General features: G+C 57.1%; 34 protein-coding genes. 19 read left to right on the top strand and 15 right to left on the bottom strand.

The features are described 5' to 3' along the window. Positions 1-302 precede the first annotated feature (302 nt). The 4 genes from ACTG4M_RS00930 to lgt all read right to left on the bottom strand — a co-directional run bounded on the left by ACTG4M_RS00930 (position 303) and on the right by lgt (position 3,306). A complete protein-coding gene (locus ACTG4M_RS00930) occupies positions 303-455 on the bottom strand; it encodes a hypothetical protein (RefSeq protein ID WP_439121748.1) in 153 nt (50 codons plus the stop codon). Between the two features lie 141 nt (positions 456-596). After that, entirely contained in the window at positions 597-1,352 is a 756-nt protein-coding gene (gene pgeF / locus ACTG4M_RS00925) for a peptidoglycan editing factor PgeF (RefSeq protein WP_439121747.1), read from the bottom strand. Beyond that, complete coding sequence (locus ACTG4M_RS00920) at positions 1,349-2,425, bottom strand: class I SAM-dependent methyltransferase (protein WP_439121746.1); 1,077 nt, start codon at positions 2,423-2,425, stop codon at positions 1,349-1,351. The genes pgeF and ACTG4M_RS00920 overlap by 4 nt, the downstream gene beginning before the upstream one ends. Then, entirely contained in the window at positions 2,422-3,306 is an 885-nt protein-coding gene (gene lgt, locus ACTG4M_RS00915) for a prolipoprotein diacylglyceryl transferase (RefSeq protein ID WP_439121745.1), read from the bottom strand. The genes ACTG4M_RS00920 and lgt overlap by 4 nt, the downstream gene beginning before the upstream one ends. Positions 3,307-3,399: 93 nt before the next feature. Between lgt and ACTG4M_RS00910 the strand changes: the two genes are divergently transcribed. Next, positions 3,400-3,645 carry an accessory factor UbiK family protein gene (locus ACTG4M_RS00910; protein ID WP_439121744.1) on the top strand — a complete coding sequence of 82 codons (246 nt, stop codon included), beginning with the start codon at positions 3,400-3,402 and terminating at the stop codon, positions 3,643-3,645. Positions 3,646-3,651: 6 nt separating this feature from the next. Here the strand turns inward: ACTG4M_RS00910 and ACTG4M_RS00905 are convergent, their stop codons facing one another. Continuing rightward, a complete protein-coding gene (locus ACTG4M_RS00905) occupies positions 3,652-5,106 on the bottom strand; it encodes an aldo/keto reductase (protein ID WP_439121743.1) in 1,455 nt (484 codons plus the stop codon). Between the two features lie 78 nt (positions 5,107-5,184). Here ACTG4M_RS00905 and ACTG4M_RS00900 point away from each other — a divergent pair, with 78 nt between their 5' ends. The 11 genes from ACTG4M_RS00900 (at position 5,185) to ACTG4M_RS00850 (ending at position 14,456) form a co-directional block, all read left to right on the top strand. Then, a complete protein-coding gene (locus ACTG4M_RS00900; protein WP_439121742.1) occupies positions 5,185-5,607 on the top strand; it encodes a TIGR04076 family protein in 423 nt (140 codons plus the stop codon). Further along, entirely contained in the window at positions 5,604-6,683 is a 1,080-nt protein-coding gene (locus tag ACTG4M_RS00895; RefSeq protein ID WP_439121741.1) for an aldo/keto reductase, read from the top strand. The genes ACTG4M_RS00900 and ACTG4M_RS00895 overlap by 4 nt, the downstream gene beginning before the upstream one ends. Then, entirely contained in the window at positions 6,676-7,446 is a 771-nt protein-coding gene (locus ACTG4M_RS00890; protein WP_439121740.1) for an ABC transporter ATP-binding protein, read from the top strand. The genes ACTG4M_RS00895 and ACTG4M_RS00890 overlap by 8 nt, the downstream gene beginning before the upstream one ends. Then, entirely contained in the window at positions 7,443-8,171 is a 729-nt protein-coding gene (locus tag ACTG4M_RS00885; RefSeq protein WP_439121739.1) for an ABC transporter ATP-binding protein, read from the top strand. Before ACTG4M_RS00890 ends, ACTG4M_RS00885 begins: the two co-directional genes overlap by 4 nt. Next, positions 8,168-9,082, top strand: coding sequence for a branched-chain amino acid ABC transporter permease (locus ACTG4M_RS00880; protein WP_439121738.1), 915 nt, complete (start codon positions 8,168-8,170; stop codon positions 9,080-9,082). Before ACTG4M_RS00885 ends, ACTG4M_RS00880 begins: the two co-directional genes overlap by 4 nt. After that, positions 9,079-10,026 carry a branched-chain amino acid ABC transporter permease gene (locus tag ACTG4M_RS00875; protein WP_439121737.1) on the top strand — a complete coding sequence of 316 codons (948 nt, stop codon included), beginning with the start codon at positions 9,079-9,081 and terminating at the stop codon, positions 10,024-10,026. The genes ACTG4M_RS00880 and ACTG4M_RS00875 overlap by 4 nt, the downstream gene beginning before the upstream one ends. 38 nt (positions 10,027-10,064) lie before the next feature. Continuing rightward, positions 10,065-11,327: an ABC transporter substrate-binding protein gene (locus ACTG4M_RS00870; RefSeq protein ID WP_439121736.1), complete on the top strand. Its 1,263-nt coding sequence runs from the start codon at positions 10,065-10,067 to the stop codon at positions 11,325-11,327. Between the two features lie 499 nt (positions 11,328-11,826). Continuing rightward, positions 11,827-12,327 carry a YbjN domain-containing protein gene (locus ACTG4M_RS00865; RefSeq protein ID WP_439121735.1) on the top strand — a complete coding sequence of 167 codons (501 nt, stop codon included), beginning with the start codon at positions 11,827-11,829 and terminating at the stop codon, positions 12,325-12,327. 35 nt (positions 12,328-12,362) lie between these two features. Beyond that, on the top strand, positions 12,363-13,178 hold the full coding sequence (proC, locus tag ACTG4M_RS00860; RefSeq protein WP_439121734.1) for a pyrroline-5-carboxylate reductase: 816 nt from the start codon (positions 12,363-12,365) through the stop codon (positions 13,176-13,178). Continuing rightward, a complete protein-coding gene (locus ACTG4M_RS00855) occupies positions 13,171-13,509 on the top strand; it encodes a tRNA-binding protein (RefSeq protein ID WP_439121733.1) in 339 nt (112 codons plus the stop codon). The genes proC and ACTG4M_RS00855 overlap by 8 nt, the downstream gene beginning before the upstream one ends. Continuing rightward, a complete protein-coding gene (locus tag ACTG4M_RS00850; protein WP_439121755.1) occupies positions 13,506-14,456 on the top strand; it encodes a 2-hydroxyacid dehydrogenase in 951 nt (316 codons plus the stop codon). Before ACTG4M_RS00855 ends, ACTG4M_RS00850 begins: the two co-directional genes overlap by 4 nt. Here the strand turns inward: ACTG4M_RS00850 and ACTG4M_RS00845 are convergent. Next, entirely contained in the window at positions 14,453-14,707 is a 255-nt protein-coding gene (locus tag ACTG4M_RS00845; protein ID WP_439121732.1) for a hypothetical protein, read from the bottom strand. The genes ACTG4M_RS00850 and ACTG4M_RS00845 overlap by 4 nt on opposite strands. A 122-nt stretch (positions 14,708-14,829) precedes the next feature. Between ACTG4M_RS00845 and ACTG4M_RS00840 the strand changes: the two genes are divergently transcribed. After that, a complete protein-coding gene (locus tag ACTG4M_RS00840; RefSeq protein WP_439121731.1) occupies positions 14,830-15,948 on the top strand; it encodes a beta-ketoacyl-ACP synthase III in 1,119 nt (372 codons plus the stop codon). Positions 15,949-16,022: 74 nt separating this feature from the next. Here ACTG4M_RS00840 and ACTG4M_RS00835 read toward each other — a convergent pair whose 3' ends face one another. Continuing rightward, positions 16,023-16,559: a PRC-barrel domain-containing protein gene (locus ACTG4M_RS00835; protein WP_439121730.1), complete on the bottom strand. Its 537-nt coding sequence runs from the start codon at positions 16,557-16,559 to the stop codon at positions 16,023-16,025. Between the two features lie 97 nt (positions 16,560-16,656). Further along, positions 16,657-17,238 (bottom strand): thymidine kinase, encoded by a 582-nt coding sequence (locus ACTG4M_RS00830; protein WP_439121729.1) that lies wholly within the window; start codon positions 17,236-17,238, stop codon positions 16,657-16,659. A 285-nt stretch (positions 17,239-17,523) separates the two neighbouring features. On the opposite strand from ACTG4M_RS00830, the gene ACTG4M_RS00825 reads away from it, so the two are divergent. From ACTG4M_RS00825 to ACTG4M_RS00815, 3 genes are read left to right on the top strand one after another with little or no spacing between them, the layout of a single operon-like run. Beyond that, positions 17,524-17,982, top strand: a complete 459-nt coding sequence (locus tag ACTG4M_RS00825) for a hypothetical protein (RefSeq protein WP_439121728.1) — start codon at positions 17,524-17,526, stop codon at positions 17,980-17,982. Then, positions 17,969-18,319 carry a YigZ family protein gene (locus tag ACTG4M_RS00820; protein WP_439121727.1) on the top strand — a complete coding sequence of 117 codons (351 nt, stop codon included), beginning with the start codon at positions 17,969-17,971 and terminating at the stop codon, positions 18,317-18,319. Before ACTG4M_RS00825 ends, ACTG4M_RS00820 begins: the two co-directional genes overlap by 14 nt. Before the next feature lie 9 nt (positions 18,320-18,328). Beyond that, positions 18,329-18,676: a diacylglycerol kinase gene (locus ACTG4M_RS00815; protein ID WP_439121726.1), complete on the top strand. Its 348-nt coding sequence runs from the start codon at positions 18,329-18,331 to the stop codon at positions 18,674-18,676. On the opposite strand, the gene ACTG4M_RS00810 is transcribed toward ACTG4M_RS00815, so the two are convergent. The 4 genes from ACTG4M_RS00810 to rimO form a co-directional block, all read right to left on the bottom strand. Then, on the bottom strand, positions 18,660-19,049 hold the full coding sequence (locus tag ACTG4M_RS00810; protein ID WP_439121725.1) for a thiol-disulfide oxidoreductase DCC family protein: 390 nt from the start codon (positions 19,047-19,049) through the stop codon (positions 18,660-18,662). The genes ACTG4M_RS00815 and ACTG4M_RS00810 overlap by 17 nt on opposite strands. A 157-nt stretch (positions 19,050-19,206) precedes the next feature. Further along, positions 19,207-19,995 (bottom strand): carbon-nitrogen hydrolase family protein, encoded by a 789-nt coding sequence (locus ACTG4M_RS00805; RefSeq protein WP_439121724.1) that lies wholly within the window; start codon positions 19,993-19,995, stop codon positions 19,207-19,209. Then, positions 19,988-21,145: a M24 family metallopeptidase gene (locus ACTG4M_RS00800; RefSeq protein WP_439121723.1), complete on the bottom strand. Its 1,158-nt coding sequence runs from the start codon at positions 21,143-21,145 to the stop codon at positions 19,988-19,990. The genes ACTG4M_RS00805 and ACTG4M_RS00800 overlap by 8 nt, the downstream gene beginning before the upstream one ends. Before the next feature lie 111 nt (positions 21,146-21,256). Continuing rightward, positions 21,257-22,618, bottom strand: coding sequence for a 30S ribosomal protein S12 methylthiotransferase RimO (gene rimO, locus ACTG4M_RS00795; protein ID WP_439121722.1), 1,362 nt, complete (start codon positions 22,616-22,618; stop codon positions 21,257-21,259). Between rimO and ACTG4M_RS00790 the strand changes: the two genes are divergently transcribed. Both ACTG4M_RS00790 and ACTG4M_RS00785 read left to right on the top strand, forming a co-directional pair. Continuing rightward, on the top strand, positions 22,576-23,136 hold the full coding sequence (locus ACTG4M_RS00790; RefSeq protein ID WP_439121721.1) for a Dabb family protein: 561 nt from the start codon (positions 22,576-22,578) through the stop codon (positions 23,134-23,136). The two genes, rimO and ACTG4M_RS00790, sit on opposite strands and share 43 nt — an antisense overlap. Further along, positions 23,037-23,576 carry a GNAT family N-acetyltransferase gene (locus ACTG4M_RS00785; RefSeq protein ID WP_439121720.1) on the top strand — a complete coding sequence of 180 codons (540 nt, stop codon included), beginning with the start codon at positions 23,037-23,039 and terminating at the stop codon, positions 23,574-23,576. Before ACTG4M_RS00790 ends, ACTG4M_RS00785 begins: the two co-directional genes overlap by 100 nt. A 68-nt stretch (positions 23,577-23,644) precedes the next feature. On the opposite strand, the gene ACTG4M_RS00780 is transcribed toward ACTG4M_RS00785, so the two are convergent. Beyond that, the gene (locus ACTG4M_RS00780; RefSeq protein ID WP_439121719.1) at positions 23,645-24,229 is read right to left on the bottom strand and encodes a GcrA family cell cycle regulator; all 585 of its coding nucleotides are present in this window, start codon (positions 24,227-24,229) and stop codon (positions 23,645-23,647) included. Positions 24,230-24,348: 119 nt separating this feature from the next. Here ACTG4M_RS00780 and ACTG4M_RS00775 point away from each other — a divergent pair, with 119 nt between their 5' ends. Then, entirely contained in the window at positions 24,349-25,158 is an 810-nt protein-coding gene (locus ACTG4M_RS00775; protein ID WP_439121718.1) for an ABC transporter permease, read from the top strand. Here the strand turns inward: ACTG4M_RS00775 and ACTG4M_RS00770 are convergent. Then, positions 25,106-26,029 (bottom strand): DMT family transporter, encoded by a 924-nt coding sequence (locus ACTG4M_RS00770; RefSeq protein WP_439121717.1) that lies wholly within the window; start codon positions 26,027-26,029, stop codon positions 25,106-25,108. The two genes, ACTG4M_RS00775 and ACTG4M_RS00770, sit on opposite strands and share 53 nt — an antisense overlap. A 35-nt stretch (positions 26,030-26,064) precedes the next feature. Next, a complete protein-coding gene (locus ACTG4M_RS00765) occupies positions 26,065-26,760 on the bottom strand; it encodes a CDP-alcohol phosphatidyltransferase family protein (RefSeq protein WP_439121716.1) in 696 nt (231 codons plus the stop codon). Positions 26,761-26,790 lie beyond the last annotated feature (30 nt).

The raw sequence follows: 26,790 nt of genomic DNA, 5'->3' as shown, positions 1-26,790 counted from the left end.
CGGCCCCTGTCTGCTCAATCAAAGCCCGATTGCACCGAAATCGGCGTAGCCAAGACGGTAGATCAGACGTTCCTTAACATTAGGTCACATCCGAGTTGGCCCCCACCAACAACACCAGAAGGACGGTGCAATTTCGTAGGATCAAAGATGGGTTGAAATCGTTTGATTCGTCAAAAAACAACGAAAATTGGCCGCAAAGTCGCGGCCAATTCTGTGACAATGGGGGAATTGTCGAAGTGTACTGAACAGCGCTGCCACAATTGGGGAAGAATGTGGCTGTAGGCTGTTTCTGTATTGCGTGATTAGGCGCGCTTGCGCAGCGGCTGATTGGCCGCTTCAGCCTTGAGCCGCGCGAACATTGCTTTGCGTGCAGCACCGCGCTGGAACGGAAGAACTGGCAACTCTTCTTTCGAGGTTGCTGTGACAGAGGCGATGAATTTCGAAGTGCGCGACATTTGACTGCTCCGGTGGGTGTTTTGTTATTTTGTTGTCCCTAAATAACTCGCGCATTTGGGCGCGTTTGTGACCAAACGTGGACAATCCCGGTGTATTGTCGTGATTGATTTTGGGCATCGTGCAAATGCTGTCGCGCTGATTTACAACCTAATGACCGATATCAGGCGACCGTAATCTGCCTCATGGGCATGCGTTGCGCGCCGATACGAATAAAAGCGATCCGGGTCGGAATAGGTGCAGTGCCGCGTCCATTCGGCCGTTACACCGGCGCTGCGCAATCTGTGCAGTCCAAAGCCGGGCAGATCGAAATGAAACTTGTCATCCGCTCCGTTGACGAAAAATCGCGCATATTGCGGATCCTCGACCAGAAATGTCTCAAGAAATTCTGGCCCGACCTCATACGCGCGTTGGCTGATGCTCGGTCCGATCACTGCGGTGATCTCCTCGCGTTCGGCACCAAGCTCGACCATTGCGTCGATTGTCGCTTCAAGAATTCCGTCCAGCGCCCCGCGCCAGCCGGCATGCGCAGCACCGATAATTCCTGCGTCAGGGTCGGCAAAGAGCACCGGCTGACAATCCGCTGTCAGCACACCCAAGGCAACGCCCGGGGTGTCCGTGACCATGGCATCGGCCTGTGGTCTAGGTGTGGTGCCGGGGCCGTCAACAATTTCGACCTTGGCGGAATGGACCTGATGTAAGCCCACCAAGTGCGCGTTTGGGACCTGCATCGCCTCGGCGACCCGCGATCTGTTGATTGCGACGATTTCAGATTGGTCAGACGATCCCGATCCGCAGTTCAGCCCGGAAAATACTCCGGACGACGCACCTCCCCGTCGGGTAAAGAACCCGTGGCGAAGAGGGCCAAGGCTGTCTGACGTGATGATTTCTAGCGTCATGGGTCCAGTCCGGGCGGGGGCGACTCGGTGCTGGGGTAAAGGCCCAGCACCTTGAACAAGGAACCCATTTCGTCGGGATGGGTCAACCGTCGATGTGCAGCAACATGCGCCTCGAGTTCTGGTCCCCTCAGACCTTTAGCCAGCCCCTGTGCGCGCGGCGTAATCCCAAGCCTTTCCAGAAATACACCTTGATTGGTCAATTGGCTGGCCGCACAGCCGGCAATCAAAGCGGCGCGCGCCAAAGCTTCGAAATCGACATGGGCGGTCAAGTCAGCGCGTCCCGGTTCAGCAAACGGATCAACCGGGCGATGGGCACGCACCGCCTGAAACGTGTCACCATCAGAATGCCAACCACCATAATCCAGAAACAGAGCCATTCCGCCCTGCGCCATGATCCGACGAGCAAGCGCATCCACCGCGGCAGTTGCATGCGCGTTTACCTCAACCAGCGCGCCGGGTTCCGTATCGTCCAACCTGTGTTGCAGCGCATCAATTGGCGCCGGATCACTTAATCCGCGTTGCATTTGGTCATCTGGACCAAGCCCTACCACGACCTCGCGCCACCCTTTTTTGTCGCGCTGGAATTGGCGGATCGGCAAGGCGTCGAAAAACTCATTCGCGATCACAAAGATCGGCATGTCTTCGGGCAGGGTTTCCGCTGTGTCGTGCCAGTCAGGTTGCTGCGCGGGCAGGGCCGATGTTTGCAGCTTGCGCATGCGATCTGACGCTTCGACCAGATGCAGGTTTGCAGCCGCATGAAAACCGGGCACGTTTGCTGTTGCGCGCACCACGTCTGCAATCAGCGTTCCACGCCCTGGACCGAGTTCGATCAAAGCAAACCGATCCGGTGCGCCTTGATCCATCCAAGCTTGCGCAACACAAAGTCCGATCAGTTCGCCAAACATTTGACTGATTTCCGGTGCGGTCGTGAAATCTCCATCGACGCCAAGCGCGTCTTGCGTTGTGTAATAGCCATGTTCGGGATGCAGCAGGCACGCCGACATGTATTGCGCCAGCGTCATCGGCCCCGTTGCCGCGATCTGCCTGCGCAATATGTCCGCCAGTTTCGTCATGCGCGTCGTGCTGTTGCCCAGAGGTAAAGGCCAATCAGGATCATCGGAACCGACAGCATCTGCCCCATGGTCAGACCGAAGCTGCCCATTTGCCACGCCAAACCTAACGGGTTTCCGGCGGACACGAGTTGCGCATCGGGCTGGCGGAAGAATTCGACTAAGAACCGCGCGGCACCATAGCCCGTGACAAACACGCCAACGATTTTGCCCGGTGTCTTGAGCTTACCCCGCCGAAACGCAAGCCAGAGCAAAGCTGCACCCAGCAAAACCCCCTCAAGCATCGCTTCGTAAAGCTGTGACGGATGTCGCGCACAGATTTCCCCAAGCGTTTGTCCGCAGGATTGCGCGGCTTTGCCGGGAAACTGCACGCCCCAAGGCACATTAGTCGGTCGACCCCAAAGCTCTGCATTGATGAAATTCGCGACCCGCCCCAGCAAGAGTCCCGGCGGCGTAGCCATCGCCATCATGTCTGCGGTGGGTCGCAAGGGCAGGCCTTCCTTGAGGCAATAGATCAGCGCAGCAACGATTACTCCGATCAGCCCACCGTGGAACGCCATACCCCCCTGCCAAACGGCGATAATCTCTGACGGGTTTTGCAGATAGTATCCGGGTTGGTAAAAAAGTACGAAGCCAAGCCGCCCGCCCAGTATGACCCCAAGGATCACCCAGGTCAGCAATTCCTCGACCTGTTCAGGTCGCATTGGTGGCGTGTTCGCCGGCCAAAGCTCGGCGCGTTTCACCGCAGACACCGCGATGCGCCAGCCGATCAGAATGCCCGCAATATAGGCCAACGCGTACCAACGCAGGGCGAATTCCATCCCGAAGATCGAGATTGAAAACAGCTCTGGCGAGACATTGGGAAAGGGCAGGCCGGTCGACATGACCGCAGATGTTCATTGGTCTGCGGCGAAGTCAACCTTGTGCCCAACATGTCAGAGGCCCATATAAAGGTTAAGCAAACGCCGGAGGCATAGATGCAAACCCGAAACAAGGTATTCGAAGATATCTCGCAACTGATGACCAACGCGATGGGCGTTGCTCAGGGCGCGAAAGACGAGGCAGAAACCGCGATGAAATCGCTGGTGGACCGTTGGCTTGCGGATCGCGATTTCGTCACCCGCGAAGAATTCGACGCTGTTCGCGCCATGGCGATGAAAGCGCGCGAAGAAAACGAAATGCTTAAAGCGCGGCTTGATGCGCTGGAAGCATCCCAGAAATAAGCGGGTTTAATCGGGCCGGAGGATCGCTTCGGCCTCGATCTCGACCTTGTAGTCGCCAATCAACTGGCCGATTTGGAACAACGTGTTCGCCGGTTTTATCTCTGCAAAGATACGCCCATGCGCGTTTGATACTGCCAGCACATCCTCTGCATCACTCAGATAGACACGCGTGCGCACCACGTCCTCGATCGAAGAGCCAAGCGCCGTCAGTGCTGCGCTGATCTTGTCGAGGATGAATGTTGTCTGAGCACCTGCATCTTGCGGCGCGACGGCTCGGTCGATGCCAGCGGTTGCAGTGGTGCCAGACACCAGAACGCGGTCGCCGATCCGATGCGCCCGACAATAGCCCGCGATATCCTCCCATTCGCTGCCCGACAGCACGCGCTCTTCACCGGGTCGGCCCGGCACGCTCTCGACTGTAACGGCCAACGGCATCGTATCTAGGTGATGGCTTAGGTCGCCGCTGGCTGTGAGAAATGGCGGCTTGCGGTATTCATCGCCACAATCGCCGGGTAGGGGGATTGTGGCAGCAAAGGCTTTGCTCAAGCGCGCATGGTCTTCCGTATCCAGCGTGAACTGAAACAGTTTGAGGTTGTCGTCCGTATGCCGGGCTTCGCCCAGCCGCGCACCAATGATCACACCAGCCACCGCTTCGTTCTCAAGCACCCATCGGGTTGCGACATTGGCAACCGACACGGCATGTTTCGCGGCCACATCCGCCGCCGCCTGCAGCACAGTTTGGTAGGCGTCCCAACCGCCTGCCGTGTCGATGAAGCGTTTGTACTTCATCTTGCTCCAGTCAGTGATATCCGCCGGCTCTGGCTGCCCCAGCCACTTCTCTGATAGAAAGCCACCCTGCAACGTGCCGTAGCACAGCAGCTTCACACCCCATTGCGCGCAAACATCGGACAATGATCCGGTCGCGCGACGATCCAAGAGGGAACAAGGCACCTGATTGCTAACAATCGGAATACCGTCGGCCAACGCCAGATGTAGGTGCGCCGCGTCAAAATTGGTCAGGCCAATCTCTCCGATCAAACCTTCTTCGCGCAGTTTGGCCATCTCGTGCAGCGCATCAAGCCACGCTGGGTGTTCAAAGCTCCACCAATGGAATTGCAACAGATCGACGCGATCCACACCCAACCGATCCAAACGGTCCTGTACCCCAGCGCGCACCACGTCTGCCGTCATTGGCCCGGGCACAGGGCACCATTTGGTGCCCACGGTCGCTTTTGTGCCCCGCGCCAGCAACGCTCCAGTGATCACTTCGGCCGTCCCATAATGGTCCGCCATATCGAACGTGTCGAACCCGGCCGCGGCATAAGCTGAAAGATGATCCGCGCCCACCTGAGGGTCGATGATGTCGCCGTCTTTTTCTATATCGGCCACCTGCCACAACCCAACCAGCGCACGGCGGATCGTCAATTGGTCACTCAAGGCGATGGTGTCGGGCGTAGTCACAGGCGGTCCTCTCGGCAGTTTCCCCATGAGTTGCCGCCCCGAACCCGTTTGACAAGCCCGAAAGAACCTCGCAACCATATGGTTAACAATAGGGAACAACGCGCGACACCGCGCATTCGGGGAACGATGAGCGCGGCGCAGAACGCGGATGATTTCTGGCTATACGATTTGCGCGTTGAAACTGTTGTGGGCGACCGCACCTCCGTATGCCGCCACGTTGAAGGCGAAAGCTTCCGCGTCGAGGGCGAGCTGCTGGTGTTCGATGGGCAGCAAAAGGTGTCCATGTACGCGCTTGCTGCCTTGTTGCCGCTGCTGCCCGCCAAGCAGCGCCCGACCTCGCCAAATGACTGGATGTCCACCGATGCCGAGATTGCCTGCCCCGATCCCAATTGCGGCGGACGGTTTCGCGTCACGCGCACGGCCAAACGTACGTTCTCTCATGCCGAGACGACTGGCCTGCCGGATCAGCGCGGGACACCCTATTGGAAAGACAAGACATGAGCGTTGAAACTACCAATCTGCGTCCCGGCCACACCATTTCCCGTGTCATTCGCGGCGGTTGGCAACTGGCTGGCGATCACGGGCCGGTGGACCGCGCGCAGGCAATTCGCGACATGGAAGCCTTTGTTGATGCCGGGCTTTTCACCTTTGATTGTGCCGATATCTATACCGGTGTTGAAGAAATGATCGGTGACTTTATTGCTGATCTGCGCGCGCGCCGCGGTGCCGCGATGGCTGACCGCGTCTGTGTGCATACCAAATTGGTACCAGACCTCACTCGCCTTGGCGATCTTCGCCCTGATGAGGTGATGGCCATCGTCGACCGGTCGCTGCAGCGACTCAAGATCCACCAGCTTGATCTGGTGCAGTTCTTCTGGTGGGATCTGAAACTTGGCAACGCGGTCGACTCTTTAGGCGTTCTCAAAGACCTCAAACAACAGGGCAAGATCAAGAATCTTGGCACCACGAATTGGGACCGTCAGGCGATGCAGCGGTTTGTCGACGCAGGTTTTGATATCGCCTCGGCGCAAATCCAGTATTCCGTGCTTGACCGCCGCCCCGCCAATGGGCTGAGCGCATGGGCCGCGCAGAACGATGTGCATCTGATCTGCTACGGCACCCTTGCCGGTGGGTTCATCACCGAAAAATGGCTGGATCAGCCTGATCCCGGTTTTGAGTTCGAAAACCGTAGCCTGATCAAATATCGCCTGATAATCGACGAGTTTGGTCCTTGGGACCGCTTCCAGGCCTTGCTTTATGCGTTGAAAACCGTTGGTGACAAACACGGCGTTTCGCTTTCGGCTGTTGCGACACGCTGGGTGCTTGATCAACCGCAGGTCGCCGCAAGCATTGTTGGCGCGCGCTACGCACGGCATCTGCCGCAAACGCTTCAGACTTTTGCCTTTGCGCTGGACGACGAAGACCACGCAACGCTTAACGCCGAGTTAGACAAGGCAGATGGCCCGAACGGCGACGTCTATTCACTCGAAGGGGACCGGACCAGTCGACATGGGCGGATCATGAAGTACAACCTGAACACCAATCCCGACGACGCGGTGCACGGTGCCAATGGCTAACCCAATTCTGAGCATCCGAAACGTCAGCAAAGACTTCGGCGAATTCCGCGCGGTGAATGATGTATCGCTTGATATTCAGCCCGGCACGATCACTGGTTTGATCGGCCCAAATGGTGCGGGCAAAACAACCTTGTTCAATGTGCTGACCGGAATGCTCAAACCAAGCAGTGGCACTGTCCGGCTTGATGGTCAGGACGTGACAGGCCTGGCACCTGATGCACTCTTTAGCCTCGGTCTAGGTCGTACATTCCAGATCCCGCGCCCTTTTGCCAAAATGAGCGTTCTGGAAAACGTCATGCTGGCCCCAATGGCGCAGGTAGGCGAACGTCTTTGGGGGCCGTTCTTCGGGGCAGCTAAGATGCGCCATGAGGAAACCGCGATCCGCAAACGGGCGATTGAGGTGCTGGACTTCGTCACGCTTGCTCCGCTTGCGGACAACGCAGCCGGTCAAATCTCGGGCGGGCAGATGAAGCTGCTGGAACTTGCGCGCATTTTGATGGGCGATCCAAAGCTGATCCTGCTTGACGAACCCGCAGCTGGGGTGAACCCCACACTGACCAAAACCTTGATCGAAAAGATCGAAGAGCTGAACCGCGACGGCAAAACATTTGTCATCATCGAACACGACATGGATTTTGTCATGCAACATTGCGACCCTGTGATTGCACTGGCCGAGGGCCGCAAGGTGTTTGAAGGCACGGCAGACGAGGCGCAAAGCAACACAGTTCTGCTGGACGCCTATTTGGGGGCACAGGCCGAATGACCGACGCTTTGGCCGCACGCAACATCGTCGCGGGCTATGTGCCCGATTTGCCGATCCTCAAAGGCGTGTCACTGACAGCCAAAACGGGAAAGGTCACGGTTATCATCGGTCCCAACGGCGCGGGAAAATCCACTCTGATCAAAGCAATCGCCGGGCTGGTCCCTGTGTCGGGAGGGATGGTGCATCTGAACGGAAACGAGATCACCAACCCCCGTGCCGATCGGATGGGCGGCTTGGGCGTGGCATACGTTCCGCAATCGGACAACATCTTCCGGTCGCTGACGATCCGTCAGAACCTTGACCTGGTCTTGCGTAACGCCGGCAAAGAGGCAGGCGTACGCCGCGATGCGCTATTTGCGCAATTCCCCGCTTTGGCTGACAAGCAGTCTGAAAAGGCGGGTGCGTTGTCAGGTGGTCAACGCCAGTTCCTCGCCGTCGCCATGGCGCTCGCCATTAACCCATCGGTGATCCTGATGGACGAACCCTCTGCCGGGCTGTCACCGAAAGCGGCACAAGAAGTGTTGGAATACGCCAAGTCGCTTACCGAACAAGGCGTCACGATTCTGTTGGTGGAACAGAACGTCAAACAGGCACTGCGGCTTGCAGATCATTGCTATATTCTTGCCGATGGTCGCAACCAAGTGGACGGGGCGGCGCAGGATCTGCTGAACGATCCTGTGGTTGGGCAAATCTATCTTGGCGGCAAACGGGTGACACCGGCATGATCCAGAACCTTGTGGACGGAGTGCTGGTCGGCTCGATCCTGTCGCTTGGCGCGATTGGACTGACGATGGCGATGCACATGCTGCGTTTTGCCAATTTCTCGCATGCCGAACTGCTGTCCATCGGTGCCTATGCCGCATTGGTGTTCGATGGCCTGTTTGGTGCGATCTATCCCGGGTTGTCGATAGCCATCGCGCCGCTCAGCCTGACTTGGTCACTCTCGATCGCAATCCTTATCTCAATGGCTCTTACCGGGTTATCGGCAGTGCTGATCGACAAACTGGTGTTCAAACGGGTGCGCGCAAAGGGCGGCGAATTATCGATGGTCTTTGCGTCCTTTGGTGTCGCCATGATCATCCGCAATATCCTTGGTCTGATTTTCGGGCTTAGCCCCAAGCTTTATTCACAAGACATCGTCTTCGCCATCGTGGTCAGCCGCGATCCGTTCTTGCTGATCAAACCCGATCAGGTGTTCACGCTGATCGCTGCACTGCTGATCATGTTGATCCTTCACTTGGTCTTGTCGCGCACGACATTCGGCTATTCGCTGCGCGCGGTGGCTGAGAACCCAACGCTGGCGCAGGTGTCGGGCATCAACCTAAGCCGTATGATCGTCCTGATCTGGCTCATTGGCGGCGGGCTGGCGGCAGCGGCGGGCGTGTTTTATGGCCTCACCAATCAGATCAATCCGGTGCTCGGGCGCGACCTTGTCCTGCCGATTTTTGCAGCCACCATTGTGGGCGGAATCGGCAGCATCTATGGCGCAGTGCTGGGTGGTTTCATCGTTGGCCTTGCCTCGAACCTGGCGCTTGTTGTCCTCCCGTCCGGCTATAGTCCGGCTGTGCCGTTCCTGATCATCCTCGCGGTTCTGATCGTCCGCCCACATGGGCTGTTCGGCGAGGAGCGCACATGATCGGTCTGCTGTCGTATCTGGTCTTCTTCGCGACCGTTGCGTCGATCCTGTCAATTGCTGTGCTGGGGCTTAACCTGCAATGGGGCAACACCGGATTATTCAACGGCGGTGTCGTCGCGTTCTTTGGAGCCGGGGCCTATGGGACACTGATCCTTGGAGGGACACCTCAAGCAGGGCAATTGGGCGGATTCGACCTGCCGTACCTGCTGGCCCTGACAGGCGGAATGGTCATCGCTGGGATCGTTGCGTGGATTGTTGGTTTGCTGACGCTTCGGCTCAGGCACGACTATCTAGCCATCGCCACCTTTGGTGTGGCCGTCGCTTTCGAGAACGTTATGCGCAATTCCGACTGGCTCGGCGGCGCGCAAGGCATTCGGGGCTTTCAACGGCCCCTACGGGACGCACTGGGCAACGGCTTTACTTACAACTTGGCCTTTTTCGCGTTGGTCTTGGTCCTGCTGATCGCCACCTACCTGTTCCTCGAACGACTGATCCAGTCCCCCTTTGGCCGCTTGCTGCGCGCCATCCGCGAAGACGAGACCGCTGCCCAATCGCTGGGAAAATCCCCGTCGCGCATCCGATTGACAGCCTTTGTCGCCGGATCGGTGATCATGGGCCTTGCTGGTGGACTCTACGCCACTTTTTATGCCTTCATCAGCCCGCAAGACGTGCTGCCGATCCTGACCTTTCAAATCTGGGCGATGCTGATCGTTGGCGGTGCGGGCAACAACAAAGGCGCGGTGATGGGCACGTTCCTGATCTGGGCCGCTTGGACCGCCAGTGGCTGGGCGCTGTCGCGCTTTGCCCCCACAGAGGTCCAGCTTTATACTGGGTCGATCCAGTTCGTGCTGATCGGCTTTGTCATTGTTGGGATGCTCATGTGGAGACCACAGGGGCTGTTCCCGGAAAAACTGGTCGTGTCACAATCGGCCAAAGGAAAATAAAAAGTGACCCAAAAACAGAAGAACAGGGAGTAACGGATATGAACGGACTTAAGACATCAGCCCTCGCACTGGGCCTTGCGGCGGGATTTGCTAGCATAGGCACGGACGCTGCGGCACAAGACTGTACGACCAAGATCGGTGCGGTGCTGCCGACCTCGGTGGACTGGGGCAAACCCATCGCTGCCACTGCGCAGTATGCCGTGGACATCGCCAACGAGGCTGGTGGCGTTGCGGGTTGTGACATCGAAATGGTTTTGCGCGATACGCAGGTTGACCCGAAAGTTGGTGTCGATGCGGCCAAAGCGTTGGTCGATCTGGATGGTGTGCAGCTTTTGCTGGGCGCTGTTTCGTCGGGCGTATCCATGCCGATCCTGACATCCGTTACGGTGCCAGCGGGCGTGATGCAGATGTCGTGTTGTTCGTCCTCAACCGCGTTTACGGCGCTGTCCGAGGAAGGAAAGACCGAAGGCTTGTTCTACCGCACCTTTGCCACATCAGGCGTACAGGCTGCGGTTGGCGCGATGGTTGCGCAGGAAAAGGACTACAAGTCAGTTGCTGTCTTCTACAAAAACGACGATTGGGGTCAGGATATTGGCGGTCTGGTCGCCGAAGATCTGGCTGCACTTGGCATCGAAGTGACCGCCTCAATCGCAATCAACGATGCGCAGGCCTCCTACCGCGCCGAAGTGACGGAGGCTCTCAAGGGCAACCCGGATGCAATCTACATGGCGCTTTATCCCAAAGAGGGCACGCAAGTGGTGCGCGAATGGATTTCGCTAGGTGGGTCGCAAAACATGATCGCAGCGAACGCGCTCAAGTCTGACGAGTTCAAAGACAATGTCGGCATGCAGTATCTTGCGAACTTTACCGGCACTGACACCGCGTCTCCACGCACGGACTCGGCAGATGCGTTTGTCGAAGCCTACACCGCACAGTTTGACGGCCCACCTAATGGTCCGGGTCTGGCCAACAGCTATGACGCAACGATGATTGCGCTGATGGCGATGCATGCGGCGGGTAAAGATGCCACCGGTGCGGATATTGCCTCTAAGGTCGGGTCAATCACAGACCCTAACGGCACGCCAGTGACTGCCGATGTGGCGGGTTTTGCCAAGGCGAAAGAAGTGCTCGATGGCGGTGGCACCGTGTCTTATCAGGGTGCGACCGGCAATGTGCAGTTCGACAAGAATGGCGATGTATCGGCCCCTGCCGTGACATGGGTCTTCTCGGACAGTGGCATTGAAGAGCAGACCTATATCTCTTTGACAGAGGTAAATGATTTCATGACCTCGTTGAATTGAGGCTATTGATTTCGAATTGGCTGCGCCAATCCGATTGGGGGGCGATGCGTCAACGCATCGTCCCTTTTTCATCGACGAAAAAGTGGCGGCGCCGCCCCCGTCGCCAAAAGGCGACTCCCCCGAGATATTTTTGAACCAGAGAAGCAAGGACGCCGCGCGTATCGGTTTGATTGCTCAAAAAATAGACGTCTTTGGGCGATGAACATTCGGCGTTCTGTGCCGCGGGTGATGCCCTTGCAGCGCAGTTTTTTTGCCGCTCTGAGTGAAATTCGTTTTTAAGGTGAATTTATCCATACATTGTGGCACTATTTGCGCTCACCACATCCTGTGGACTTCTCCACAACTTATTGGACTTATCCCCGAATTAGCACTTGCCGCAGAGGCCCGCCGCATGCAGCATATGTTGTATGGGGGATGGCGTAACGACGCAGCCCCTAGAGCAGGCATCGAAGGGTAGGGGGTTTCCCGCCTTTCCGCACAGGCAACAGGAGGCGGCATTATGGCCCTGTCCGAGCAGTATCTTGAAGACGACATTCACCCGATTGATATTGTCGAGCATATCGCCAATCACCACGATTGGGATTTCGACCGTATTGCGGACGACCAGATCGCCATGGCGGTAGAAGGACAGTGGCGTACCTATTCAATCACGCTCGCCTGGTCACCCTACGACGAGACGTTGCGCCTGATTTGTACCTTCGACATGGAGCCGCCCAAAGATCGGATGCCTGCGCTCATGGAGAGCCTGAACGCGGTCAACGATCAATGCTGGGCCGGGGCATTTACGTATTGGGAAGAAGCCAAGCTGATGGTCTATCGCTATGGTCTGGTCCTGGCGGGCGGCAATGTCGCCAGTGCAGAACAGATCGACACGATGATCAGCTGCGCAGTGATGAGCGCGGAACGCTATTATCCGGCGTTTCAGCTTGTGGTCTGGGGCAATCGCGATCCCAAAGACGCGCTTCAGGTCGCCATTGCAGAGGCTTACGGGCGCGCGTAACACTTGCCCTCAATCGCATCGCGAAAGGGGGCAATATGCAAAATTCTGATATCACCAAGTGCGGCCTGGTTCTTTTGGGCTGTGGGAAGATGGGTTCGGCCATGCTCGAAGGGTGGCTGGCCGGGGGATTGCCTGCCACATCTGTCTGGGTCACTGATCCGAACCCTTCCGACTGGGTGCAGGCGCAAGGTGTGCATCTAAACGAAGATTTGCCCGACAGCCCGGCCATTGTTTTGGTTGCCGTCAAGCCCCAGATCATGCGCGATGCTTTGCCGACATTGAAGCCCTTGGGGAACGGGGACACGACGTTTCTTTCGGTTGCCGCAGGTATCACCATCGCCACCTTTGCAGAGATGTTGGGCGACACCACACCTATCATCCGCTCAATTCCAAACACGCCAGCCGCTGTGAAACAGGGCATCACCGCGATGATTGGCAATGGCCATGTGACGGAACATCAAATGCAGATGGCTGAGACGCTTTTGTCGGCAATTGGCCAAACTGTTCGGCTGGAGACCGAAGATCAGATGGATGCGGTGACCGGGCTTAGCGGCTCTGGACCGGCTTATGTGTTTCACATGATTGAATGCCTTGCGCGTGCCGGTGAAGCGCAAGGGCTTGATCCACACCTTGCAATGTCGCTCGCGAAGGCCACCGTGGCCGGCTCCGGCGCTTTGGCGATGCAGGCTGATGAAACGCCAAGCCAGTTGCGGGTGAACGTGACCAGCCCGAATGGCACCACGCAAGCCGGACTTGAGGTGTTGATGGATGAGAGCACCGGCTTACCGCCATTGATCGCCAAAACCATTGACGCGGCGACCAAGCGGTCAAAGGAGCTTGCCAATGGCTGAGGTCACGTTTGACGACTTTATGAAGGTCGATATCCGCGTCGGCACCGTGACCCGCGCCGAACCCTTTCCCGAAGCCCGCAAGCCTGCGATCAAGCTATGGGTCGATTACGGCGAAGAGATCGGGGTCAAGAAATCCTCGGCTCAGATCACCATTCATTATGCTCCTGAAACACTTGTAGGTAAGAAAGTGATGGGCGTGGTGAACTTCCCTCCACGTCAGATCGGGCCTTTCATGTCCGAGGCTTTGGTGCTTGGATTTCACGATTCCGAAAACGCTATTGTGCTGGCTGTGCCGGACATAGACACCCCGAACGGAGCCCGCCTGTGTTGAAGCTGCTGATCACCCGCCCCCTTCCCGCGCCAGTTCTGGCGAAGGCCCATGACGTCTTCGATGTCACAATTCGTGACAACACCGCGCCGCTAAGCCGGGATGAAATGATCCAGAGCTTGGCAGAGTACGATATCGTTCTTCCGACGCTTGGCGATCTCTATAATACTGAGGTTTTTGCCGCTGCGCCCAACCCGCGCACCAAGTTGCTCGCGAATTTTGGCGTCGGCTACAACCATATCGATGTGACCGCAGCCCATGCTGCGGGAATCGAAGTCACCAACACGCCTGGCGCTGTGACCGACGCCACGGCTGATATCGCGATGATGTTGATGCTCATGACTTGCCGACGCGCGGGTGAAGGCGAACGCATGGTTCGGGCTGGAAACTGGGAAGGATGGCATCCGACACAGCTTTTGGGACTGCACATGTCGGGCAAGACGCTTGGCGTTGTTGGCATGGGCCGTATCGGTCAGGCCATCGGGCAACGCGCCCATTTTGGGTTTGGCATGGAGGTGAAATTCTACAATCGCTCAGCAAAAGAGGTGCCGTTTCCAGCGACGCAGATTGACGTTTTGACCGACCTTGCGTCATCCGTTGATCTGTTGGTTATCGCCGTGCCCGGTGGGGCCGAGACGCGGCACATGATTGACGCCACTGTGATGAATGCAATGCAACCCCACGCGCATCTGGTGAACATTGCGCGCGGGGATGTGGTGAAAGAGGATGATCTGATTGCCGCCTTGTCGGATGGCAAAATCGCGGGCGCTGGGCTCGATGTTTATGAATTCGAACCGAAGGTGCCGCAAGCTTTGGTCGGCATGGAGAATGTTACGCTCTTGCCGCATCTTGGAACCGCCGCGCTTGAGGTGCGTACGGCAATGGGATTGATGGCCGTCGACAATGCCATCGCTTTTGCCAACCAGACACCTCTGCCAAATGCAGTCTAGATTTCTTTGGCATTCTGGCGGGGAATCATGCCGTAGTCCTTTGGCGTTTTTTCGGGTGACCAAGCGTCATCGCGGTTCTTGATTAGGCGCGATACGTAATACGCGCTGGGCCATGCCAGCAAAAAGCCGACAATCGCGGCACCACCGATGATCCACCAATTGTAGTACCCCATTGAAAGGGCGGTTGTGACAAGTGTGCCCGTGATCAGGGCACCGCTGAGAAGTGATAGAATGATTGATAGCCGGTCCATTGTGTACCTCCTTTGCGAAACAACGCGGTCAAGATAAATCGGGTTCCAAAGTCGCGTAGCGTCGCACTTGACCCTGTGGCTTTGGTAAAGTCTGGTCTTTGGCACATCCAAGGAAGCCTGCCATGATCCAGCCAGCCATTACCGGGAGCGGCGTGTTCACTCCGGTCCAAGTCATCACCAACGACGAATTGGTGGTGGCCTTCAACGCATATGCTGACCGCTTCAATGCCGAGAACGCCGACGCGATTGCGGCCGGAGAGGCAGAGCCAGTTCCACATTCAAGCGCGGAGTTCATCGTCTCGGCCTCTGGGATTGAACAACGATACGTGATGGACAAGGGCGGCGTGCTTGATCCCAACCGCATGTTCCCCCGCCTTGATGATCGTGCGGATGACAGCCCGTCTGTCATGGCCGAGATGGCGGTTGATGCGATTGCCAAGGCATTGGCGCAGGCTGGTCGGGATGCATCTGACGTTGATCTGGTGATCTGTGCCGCGTCAAACCACGAACGTGCCTATCCAGCGATCGCGGTAGAAATCCAGAAACTGATAGGAGCGGGTGGTTTTGCCTTTGATATGAATGTCGCCTGTTCCTCGGCCACCTTCGGCATTCAGGCGGCGGCGGACATGGTACGCTCTGGTTCGGTAAAATGCGCGATCGTTGTGAACCCCGAGATCTGTTCCGCACATCTTGAATGGCGAGACCGGGATTGTCATTTCATCTTTGGCGATGTGGCCACAGCGGTGGTGATCGAACCCGCCGCAAATGCCACCGGCGCGCATTTCACGATCCACGGCACCCGCTGCGCGACCGAGTTTTCAAATAATATCCGGAATAATAACGGATTCCTGCGGCGGACGCGGGACCAGATGGAAGACCGACGCGACATGCAATTTATGCAGAACGGTCGCAAAGTGTTCAAAGAGGTTCTACCGATGGTGTCTGCGCACATCGCGGGACATCTCGCAGATGCTAAGTGGGGTGCTGACAGCCTCAAACGGCTTTGGCTGCATCAGGCAAACAAGACGATGAACGACTTTATCGGCAAAAAGGTCTTGGGCCGCGTCCCGGAAAAGGGCGAACAGCCAAACATCCTGCAGGACTATGCCAACACATCCTCTGCTGGGTCGATCATTGCTTTCTCGAAATATTCGGATGATTTGCAGCCGGGAGATCGCGGTGTGATCTGTTCTTTTGGCGCCGGCTATTCTGTCGGATCGGTGCTGATCGAGCGCGCTTGAGTCGACGATGGTAGTCAGGCAAAAAAAGGGGCCATTAAGGCCCCTCTTCGACAGGTTTTTCTAGTGACCTGAGATTAGTTCCAGAAACCTTCGTCGACAGATTGCATCTGCTCCAGGTCTTCTTCGTTGAACTTGGTCAGGATCGCATAAGTGCGATCATCGACGGCCACGAGATTGACGTCGTCGACCGAAATCATCACGTGTTTGTCTGCGATATCAAGAAAACCACCGATTTCGGCTACGATGCCGGTCATTTGGCCGCTTTCGTTCATCACGATATCTTCGATCTCACCAATGTCATTCCAGTCTGCGCTGGCTTCGGTGTGGATCGTGTCCATCGACCAACCTTCATCGTTGGCAGCATTCATGGTGTAGACGTTGCCACCTGTGATGTCGCGAGTGCGGATCAGCTTGGCTGGATCATCCATCGATGTCGCATCAGCCATCTGAGTATCCGTCGTATCGGTCATGTTTGCGCCTTCTGCCGTTTGGCTGTCAGACGACATGTTCATGGTCGCACCGTCACTGGAATTGCTGCCGGAATGGCTTTCTGCCCATGCGCCGGTGGTTCCGATGGTCAGTGCGAGTGCGCTTACGAATAGCTTTGTCATTGCATCCTCCTAGGTTGCGTTGCTTCTGGAGACACAACACAGCCCATGGCCTCACGTTCCACGGAAAATTTTTGATATTTTAGGGAACTCTTGCCGCTCAGGCCGAACCCGTTTCCTGTCGCCAATGTTTGCGGCAAAGACTGACATAGGTTTCGTTTCCGCCGATTTGAACCTGCGCGCCTTGGGTCAGGACATTGCCCTGATCGTCTTTGCGCACCACCATCGTAGCTTTGCGCCCGCAATAGCAGATGGTGCGGACCTCGCGTAGTGAATCCGCCAGTGCCAGCAACGTGGCGGAGCCGGGAAACAGCTGTCCCTGAAAATCCACGCGCAGCCCGTAGGCCATGACCGGCACACCCAGATCATCGGCTACGCGGGCCAACTGCCATACCTGATCCGGCGTCAGAAACTGCGCCTCGTCGATAAAGATGCAGGCCAGCGCGGTTTCGGACGTGACAGTTTCAATACGTGCGAACAGATCGTCAGACGGTGAAAACGTATCCGCCTCCCGAGCAAAGCCAATGCGCGACCCGATCTTGCCTTGGCCAGATCGATCATCGAACGCTGCCGTCATCCGGTATACCGACATGCCGCGTTCTTCGTAGTTGTGCCCAGCCTGAAGCAGCAGGGTCGATTTGCCTGCGTTCATGGTGGAATAGTTGAAATATAGCTTCGCCATGAAATGCCATGTGCCCCAACCAAACCCGCCGCGCAAGAGAGGCTGGCCAGGATGCGCAGCGCCGGTCCCGTGAGTGATGACATCGGACCAGAGCTGCGTCGCGCAACCGGTCCGTGGCAATCCTGCGCATCCTGAACCCGGAACAGCGATCGAAATATGCCCGGGGTGCCTTTGCGCCCGATTAATTCGGGTCTGGTACTGCTGTGCCATTGCATTAGGTTGCAAGTCAGGGGAAAGAGGCGGTTGTGTTCCCACCTGGTTCGGGAACGTGCAGAGGGTTCAGTCATGCCGACATTTGGTCCGTATCTCAAAAAACATACCGAATTGCTGGTAAAGGATGTGGGCATCGAAAACGCCTGCACCATCACAGGCAAATCCAAAGCTACATTGGGCCGCTACTACGCCGATCATGAAGAGCATGCAGATAGGTTTATGCCCATCGATGCGGTTGCAGCACTGGAACAGGTCTCAAGCTATCCGCATGTCACTTCGGCTTTGGCTGAAATCAATGGCATCACGCTTTCCTTCGATGAACGCCGTGGCAACGACGTGCAAAAAGGCGGCGTCAACTCTGACGTCATTGCCCTAAGTCAGCGGTTCGCCATGTTGATGGGCGAATATCACCAATCCATCGAAGACGGCGTTATCACCGCGAATGAGGCGCGCCGCCTTCTGCGCGAAACCCTTGCGCTACAACAGGTGCTGGTCGACATGAAGCTGCATCTGGAAGATGAAACAGTTTGAAGGCGTCATCTCGGATCGCGGATCAAAATACGCGGTCAGTGGCGGGCCTGTCGTCAGCCGCTTGGATGTGGACGCTTTTCTGAAAACTCTAAAGCGGGGCAAGAAATACGCCAAAGCAACGCATAATACGTGGGCGGTGGTGTTCTCGGATGGCACGCCTCTCAAGAACGACGATGGCGAAGGCGGAGCCGGGCAGATCATCTTGCAAATGCTGGAGCGCGAAGGCCTGACAGATCATGTGATTGTCGTCACGCGCTGGTATGGCGGCAAACATCTGGGCGGCGACCGGTTTCGACACGTGCAGGATTGTGTCCGCCATTACCTGAACAACATGTAGGATTTGCTGGTGGAGTTTTTCAAACGCCTGAAACTACGCTGCATCTGGTCGTGGGAAGGCGTCGTGGCAACGTGGCGCAATGAATACAGCTTTCGCAGTTGGGTATGGGCCAACATGGTCTCGGCGTTGCTGGCTTTTGCCTTTCCATTAACCCCGGCAGAGCGTGCCGTGATCCTTGGGCTGGGCATTCTTGTGTTGGCTGCCGAGCTGATCAACACCGCTATAGAAGACGCTGTCGATTACATTTCGACCGATGAACATCCCTTGGCCAAACGCGCCAAAGATGCCGGAAGCGCAGGCGTTGCCGTTGCAGCAATTGCTGTAGGGGTGGCGTGGCTGATTATCCTGATTGGCTAGCCGCGCGGGCCTTGCGCCGCAGATGCCAACGATAGATCAAAGGTGCCAGAGCGCGGTCATAGCTAAATGCTGCAAGCTGTTTGATTCCGGGCAGACCAACGACCTTGGCCAATAGACGATAGCGCGGCATCTCACGCCACAGCTCTAGAAACGCTGGGATCCCGTCATAGAGTTGTCCATCGCGCTGCACATAAAGCCGCCGCGCTGCGGTGTCTTCGTCAATCCCCCAAGCCGCACGCTCAGGCCCGTTCAGGTCGTCGAACTGGATCGGCAGCCCATGCTTTTTCGCATAGGTGGCGTAGTGGTTGATTTCAAACGAACAGACAGGGCAGTCGTCGTTGAACAAAACCTTGGTGTGTGATCGCTCAGTCATGCTGCATAGATATGGCAAAGAAAACAATCGGCAAGGCGCCACCAATCGACGGCCGAGCCAAATCAACAGGTTCTCCAAAAGTGTTCAGAGCATGAGCTTCGCGCACTGCAGCGTGTGTCTCTTGATGCGTCAAAGCATCATCCGTTCAGCTCCAAGCTCAGCTCAGCCGCAGCGACAGCCGGTCTTTCAAATAGGGCAGATTTGCTTGCGCGATCCTGACCTGACCTGCATCCAGGTCCGCATAAATTACTTCCGGCTCCGCCCCCGCGCGCGCAACCTCTTGTCCGCCCGGGGCGGCAATCACACTAGCTCCCAGAAAATCCATCCCGTTCTGCGACCCGGCGCTGTTGGCATATGCCAGATACACCCCGTTCTCATATGCGCGACAGGGGATCATCGTGTGGGCGACCCACCCCCATTGCGCGCCCAAAGCCGTGGGCACCAAAATCACTTGGGCCCCAAGGCCCGCGACTTGCCGCGCGGTTTCCGGGAATTCAGCGTCATAACAAATCAGCGTCGCGAAGCGCATTCCGTTAAAGGTGAATAGGTTGCATCCCTCTCCAGGTGTGAAATGCGCCTGCTCGAATCCCGGCGGGATCGCCAACTTGCGTTGATGCGAGAGGACGGTTCCATCAGGTCCAACACAAAGTGACGCGTTGTAAAAACGTCCCCCAAACACCTCGGCAAAACCATAATGCAGCGCAATACCGCTTTGGCGTGCCTGCGCCGACATCGCCCGAAAACTAGGCCCGTCGGTCGGCTCCGCCCGATCTGTCACTGCATCGCCGATATGATAGCCGCAGGCAAAGAGTTCTGGCAGCAAGGCAATATCAACATCGTCTGCTGCCCACCTTGGCAAGCTTTCGCGAACCCATGCCATCCGGTCTTGCCATGTTGCCAGACCTGCGGGAGGTTGCGCAACCGCGAGCCGGACCGTCTCAGGCATCGGTGACCAGCAATTCACGGGGGTATTGCGTCAGATACTCTGCGCCAGTTTCAGTGACTACAATACTGTCGCCGATCCGCCCCGCCGTCACCCCATCAACCGAGATACCTCCGTCAACGGCAAAGGTCATGCCGGGTTGCAGAACCGTTGTATCCCCGGCCTTGAGCTCTGGCGCTTCAAGATACGCCACACCAATAGACCGCCCCGTGCGATACCCGGTCTGGTACCCGCGGTCCGCATAGACGGCATTGGCCGCTTCTGCGACGTTCTCAGCCATGATGCCGGGGCGGATGACTGAAATCGCTGCCTGCTGCGCATCAATCGCTGCCTGTTGCACACGGGCGGCCTCATCGGTCACCCCGCCGACATGGAACATCCGGTCAAAACCCAGTTTGTACTGCTTGAACTGTGCCATGTTGCAGAAACAGAAATAAACCGGATCGAACTTTTCATAGGCTTTCACCGACGCGCGGCGGTGTACCATCGACGCATCCTTGCCGCTTTGCAGGATCTGCAGGTTGTGGATCATCGGCGACACGAACCGTTCCCAGCCGTGATCAGTCAGAAAGCCGGCGGCTTTGCGCGTGCCCGCCTCGATAACAGCGATTGCGCTTTCATATTCCTGTGCACCTGCCTGCAATGACCCGTGGGCCGCAGCCATCATGGCGCCCGCAATCTCGCCTGCCTGCTTCATCACGTCAATTTCCAGCGGGGATTTGATCATCCGCTGTGCGCCAAGAATTGGCCCGATATCCTTGATTGGGACACCGGGATACCTCTCATCCAGAAAATTGCGCACGATGGCGGGAATGTCGGTTTTCTCGACCCACAGGTCTGATGGTGCGTCCGGTAGCGCTCCTGCAAGGGCGCGTCCCCAACTGCGTTGCCCGACATCTTCCCATGTGCGCACGTCTTCGACCCAAGTCATCTCGGCGACCATTTCGCTTTCCATCAGGGGCGTGATGACGATGGGCGCGTCATCGGCGGACACGACCAGCATAGTGGGCCTGCCAAATTCGATGCCCAGATAGCCCCAAAATCCAGCAAGATACGCGATTGAGCTTTCCGAGGTGAAAACAGCGTGGCTGATGCCATTCGCTTTGAGCCGAGACTGCAAAACCTGCGTGCGCTTGATCGCTTCGTCCAGCATAGTCGCGGCCTCTCCTGTGGTCTAAACCGTTCGGTCAGGGATCACACTAGGGCCCATTGAAACAGAACGAACGCGCATTTCCGACATGCCGTGTCGGCAGATGTCAAAACGTCAAAGCCGTCCCCAAAGGTCGTATTCACCCGCCTCATCGACCTCGACTTCGACGATGCCGCCGACGGTCAAACCGTCTGTGCCTTCGTCGATGAACAGGTTCCCGTCGATTTCGGGGGCGTCAGCCTTGGTGCGGCAGGTGGCGATGCCGTCTTCGTCGATATCGTCGACGATTACCTTCATCCGCTGACCCACTTTCGCCGCCAGCTTTGCCTCGGAAATCGCTTGCGCTTTTTCCATGAACCGATCCCAACGGTCTTGCTTTATTTCGTCCGGCACATGATCCGGCAACGCGTTGGATCGCGCGCCATCAACGTTTTCGTACTGAAAACACCCAACGCGGTCCAATTGCGCCTCGTCCATCCAGTCGAGCAGCGTCTGGAATTCATCCTCGGTCTCGCCGGGATAACCAACAATGAAGGTTGAGCGCAGCGTAATATCAGGACACACGTCACGCCATGCCGCGATCTCGTCCAGCGTCCGGGCTGCAGCGGCCGGGCGTGCCATACGCTTCAACGTCTCGGGATGGGCGTGCTGGAACGGAATGTCGAGGTAGGGCAGAACCAAGCCTTCGGCCATCAATGGCACCAATTCCCGCACGTGTGGGTAGGGATAAACGTAATGCATCCGTACCCATGCCCCCAAAGATCCAAGATCTCGAGCCAGTGACAGGATCGGGAATTTCTCGTTCCTGTCCTTCCAATCGGTGCCATACGCCGAGGTGTCCTGACTGATCACCAGCAATTCGCGCACGCCGCTTTCGACCAGCTTTTCCGCTTCGCGCAGAACAGCTTTGGCCGGGCGCGAAGTCAGTAGCCCGCGCATGTCGGGGATGATGCAGAACTTGCACTTGTGATTGCAGCCCTCGGAAATCTTGAGATAGCTATAATGGCGAGGTGTTAGGCTGACCCCGGTTGCTGGCAACAGGTCGATAAACGGATCAGGATCAGGCGGTACAGCTGCATGCACTGCGTCCAGAACCTGTTCGTACTGATGTGGGCCGGTGACCGCGAGAACCTTGGGATGTGCGCCAGTGATGTACTCTGGCTCGGCCCCAAGACAGCCCGTCACGATTACCCGACCGTTTTCGGCCAGTGCTTCACCGATGGCATCAAGGCTTTCGGCCTTGGCGCTGTCCAGAAAACCGCAGGTATTCACGATCACGGCGTCGGCCCCGGAATAGTTCGGGCTGATCCCATACCCTTCGGCGCGCAACCGCGTGAGGATGCGTTCGCTATCGACCAGCGCCTTGGGGCAGCCAAGTGATACCATGCCGATTGTCGGCTGGCCTGCACGGGACGCATCTGTGATCTTGGCTGATGGGGCCAGATCAGGACGCAAGGAAGGGGGGTTCTGTGACATGTGCCGCGTATAATCTCTTGTATCCCACGACGAAAGCCCAGATCGTCATGCCTCCCGCAAGGGCTGGTTTGCCACAAGTGGGTGTCATGATCCTTCACCGCGTATTCTACGAGTTTCGCGCGGATATGCCCGATGATGCAGGTCAAGCGATCCTATCGGACCTTCAACAGTTCAACCTGACACTCGAGGGCGTTGCGGGGTTCAACCAAGGACAAGATCGCAATTTCGACGCCAAATCGCAGGGTGTGACTGATGGATTCAATATTCGGTTCCGTGATGGCAAAGCCTTGGACCATTATGCTGTTCATCCAACCCACAAAATTTTCGGCGCGCGGCTTTGTGACTTGTGCACAGGCGGCGCCGTTGGAAACATGATCTCGATTACGACAGTTGATCGGTCCAGCGACAGGAAGAATACGTGCAGATTTCGAACTCTTCAAAGAACCAAGACGACACGATTGCCCAGCTTTTCAAAGATACGTTCACAGACTCGGAAGGTGCGGAAGAGGGCGCTGTGATCCACCATCTCGTGCGTGATTTGTTGAACATAACACCCAAAGATGATCTTCATATTTATACGGCGCATCAGGACGATGCGCTCTGCGCCTGCGCTGTTTTTACGCAAATGCGCTTTGCGGATGATCCTCGGCAGGTGTTTCTTTTGTCGCCCATGGCAGTAGCGACGGCGCACCAAGGCCAAGGTGTCGGGCAAAAGCTCTTGACCCATGCGCTAAAGGATTTGAAAGCCCAAGGTGTGGCTGTCGCAGTCACCTACGGAGATCCGAATTTTTATGGGCGTGTCGGCTTTACGCCTGTCACAACGCAGATGGTGCCCGCGCCTCAGCCCCTCAGCATGCCAGAGGGCTGGATCGCGCAATCCCTGTCAGATACCGCACTGACCCCTCTGCCAAAGCCTGCGCTATGTGCGCCAGCACTGGATCATCCAGATTATTGGTAGAAGACATTCCATTGGCCAATAAAAAGGGGCGGTGGATCCGCCCCTGATTTTAGAGTCGTAAATGTGCCTCAGCGACGACGGTCGCGGCGCGAACTCATCGGTTGGAACGCCACCCCGACATGTGCTTCGCAATATGGTTTGCCCTGTTGCACGGGCAGACCGCAGAACCAGAAGTTCGGCGTTGCCGGGTCACCCACCGGCCATTTGCAGGTCTTTTCGGTCAATTCCATCAGCGTTAGCTTCTTGGCCTTCTTTTCGACCGCGTTCACCTTGGCCAATGCCTCGGGACTGATCTCGTTCGCGGACGGCTGCGGCGGCAAAGGCTGACCGGCCGGAATAATCTGCCGACGTGGGCTTGCGGGCGGCGTGGCGGATTTGGTTTCCATCAGCACCTCTGGCTCCGCAGGCTTTGGCGCAGGTGCAGGTTTCGGCGCGGCCTTGGGCTTGGGCGCGGCTTCGGCCTTGGGTGCAGGTTTCGCCTCTGCCTTGGCTGGACCCGCAGCACCGGCACGGTTGGACAGCCCGAGGCGATGCACCTTGCCAATGACGGCATTGCGGGTGACCCCGCCCAGTTCCTTGGCGATCTGGCTGGCAGACTGGCCTTCGCCCCACATTTTCTTCAGCGTCTCAACGCGCTCATCGGTCCAGGACATCGTGCCCTCCATCAAAAAGAGCGGCCGTTTGCGTTGGCCGCCCGAAATCTCTAAGTCGTTCCTTATTCTAATCATGCGCGGGCGAGTTACAACCCGCACTGACATGCAAGAGGGCGGCAATGAAGCAGACTGGAGGGATGATCGCGAACGAACGCCGTTTCGGACGGGTGAACTGGCTGGGGCTCTTTACTTTGGGCAAGCGCGAGATCCTGCGCTTTCTCAACGTGTGGACGCAAACTCTGCTGGCCCCATTGGTCACGGCAGGGCTGTTCATGCTGATCTTTACTATCGCAATCGGTCCCCGCCGAGGGGACGTGATGGGGGTCAGCTTCACCACATTCATTGCGCCTGGCATTCTGATGATGACAGTGATCCAGAACGCCTTTGCGAACACATCGTCTTCGATCGTTGTGTCCAAAGTACAGGGCAATATCGTCGATACCCTGATGCCGCCGCTCTCTGCCGGTGAGTTGGTCCTTGGCTATCTCGCTGGTGGGGTCGCACGCGGACTAATGGTGGCGGTTGCTATTGCTGTAGCGCTCTGGGTGTTTCTCGGCATAGTGCCGCAGCACCCGATGACTGCGCTTTATTTCGTCATTATCGGGGCCGCGCTTTTGTCAGGGACAGGCATGGTCGCTGGCATCTACGCCGAGAAATTCGATCAGATGGCTGCGATCACGAACTTCGTTGTTACACCGCTCGCGTTTTTGTCCGGCACGTTTTACTCGGTCGATGCGTTGCCGCCGCTGCTGAATGATATCACCCATGCCAACCCAGTCTTCTATCTGATTGACGGGGTGCGCTGGGGCATGATCGGTGTGTCCGACAGCAGCCCAATGCTGGGCGCAGCCATCGCACTGGCCAGCACCTTGGCGATCAATCTTTTGGCGTGGTCATTTTTCCGACGGGGCTACCGGCTGAAGGCCTGATCCGGCCTTCGCGCCACATCAAAAGGCCTGCACCACATAAGATAATTAACGTTCCGATCACCGACACCACATCAGGCCGCACGCCGAAAACGACAAAGTCGTAAAGCGCTGCAAATACCAGTGTGGCGTAAAAGAACGGCCCGACAAAGCTCGCATCAGCGCGAGCAATCGCGTTGATAAAGCACGTCTGCGCTGAGGCCATCAAAAGACCGATCCCTGCAAGCGCCATCCATTGTTCTGGCGTCGGTGCAATCCACACCCAGATGGCGGCGGCTGATGCGATTCCGACACCGATCACGTTGTTGAGCAACAAGATCTGCAATGGCCCCTCGCGCCCGGACAAGCGCTTGATCACGATCACTTCGAACCCAAGTGACACTGCTGCCCCAAGCGCCAACAGCGCTGCTGGCTGGAACGCATCCGGCGTGGGGCGCAGCAGGATCATCGCTCCGAGCAATGCAATCGCCGCTGCCGACAACCGTACCGGCCCAACCCGTTCACCCAACAGCGGAATGGCCAGCAACATACCAATGACCGGGTTCAGAAAGCTGATCGCCGTGGCATCCGACAGCGGGATAAATGTAGCGGCGGCAAACATGAGCGTCACTCCGCCCCATCCGAATCCCACTCGCAACGTGTGTGTTTTCCAAGCAATTTCGGTGAATTGCATCCGCATCACCAACGCGGCCACAGCGAAGGCCAGAAACGCAAAGACAAACCGTCCTTGGCTGATCTGCAGCGGGTTCAAGGCAGGCCCCAGAACATCTGTCCCAAGCATCTTGGCGAGCAACGTGGTTCCCGCGACAAAGCCCGAGGCCAGCAGCGTCAGAAGCGCCGCAAGTAACGGGTTTTGATCTTTTGGAACGAACATGGCTCAGCCATGGTCTGGTTTGCCGTCGAAGGCAATCACTGGCTGCGTGTTGGTACAATCTGTTGAATGATACCTACAAGGATCAGGTAGATCGACGTGGCCACCAGTCCCCAATGCGCCCAGCTTTCCGGGTGGAAATCAACCCATGCGGCCCATCCTGCGAAAAACGTCCAGGCCAGCGCGATTGGCAACGACACGCTGCGCCAGCGCTCTGTGCGGACCGGGTGAATGAATTTCAGTGGCAAGAACATCGCAACAGCAAGGATGGCGACCAAAGCCAGCGACACCCAAAAATTTGGTTCAATCGCGAAAAGAACGAGGATCAACATGTTCCAGCAGCCGGGAAAGCCCTGAAACGAATTGTCGGTCGTCTTCATCCGGCTGTCCGCGAAATACATGGCCGACGCAAAGGTGATCACGATAATTGCGAACCAGCCGGTCCAACCCGGCAATAGACCGGATTGAAACAGCGCAAAGGCCGGGATGAAAACGTAAGTCAGGTAGTCGATGATCAGGTCAAGCAGCACCCCGTCAAACCTTGGCGAATTGGTTTTCACATCGTATTTCCGCGCCAGCGGGCCATCCACGCCGTCCACGGCAAAGGCAACCACCAGCCACAGAAACATGATTGACCACTTTTCCTGCGCGGCCGCCAACAGCGCCAGCATGGCAAAGACGGCCCCGGTGGCAGTCAGAAGATGGACGCAGAGCGCGCGGGATTGATCAGTCATTTTGCGGTTTTGGCGGAATTGTCGAACCGG

The sequence above is a fragment of the Marivita sp. genome (assembly GCF_965656765.1).
Taxonomy (GTDB): domain Bacteria; phylum Pseudomonadota; class Alphaproteobacteria; order Rhodobacterales; family Rhodobacteraceae; genus Marivita.
Note: the sequence above shows the minus strand (reverse complement) of the source record. Positions and strands in the feature narration are given on the sequence as shown.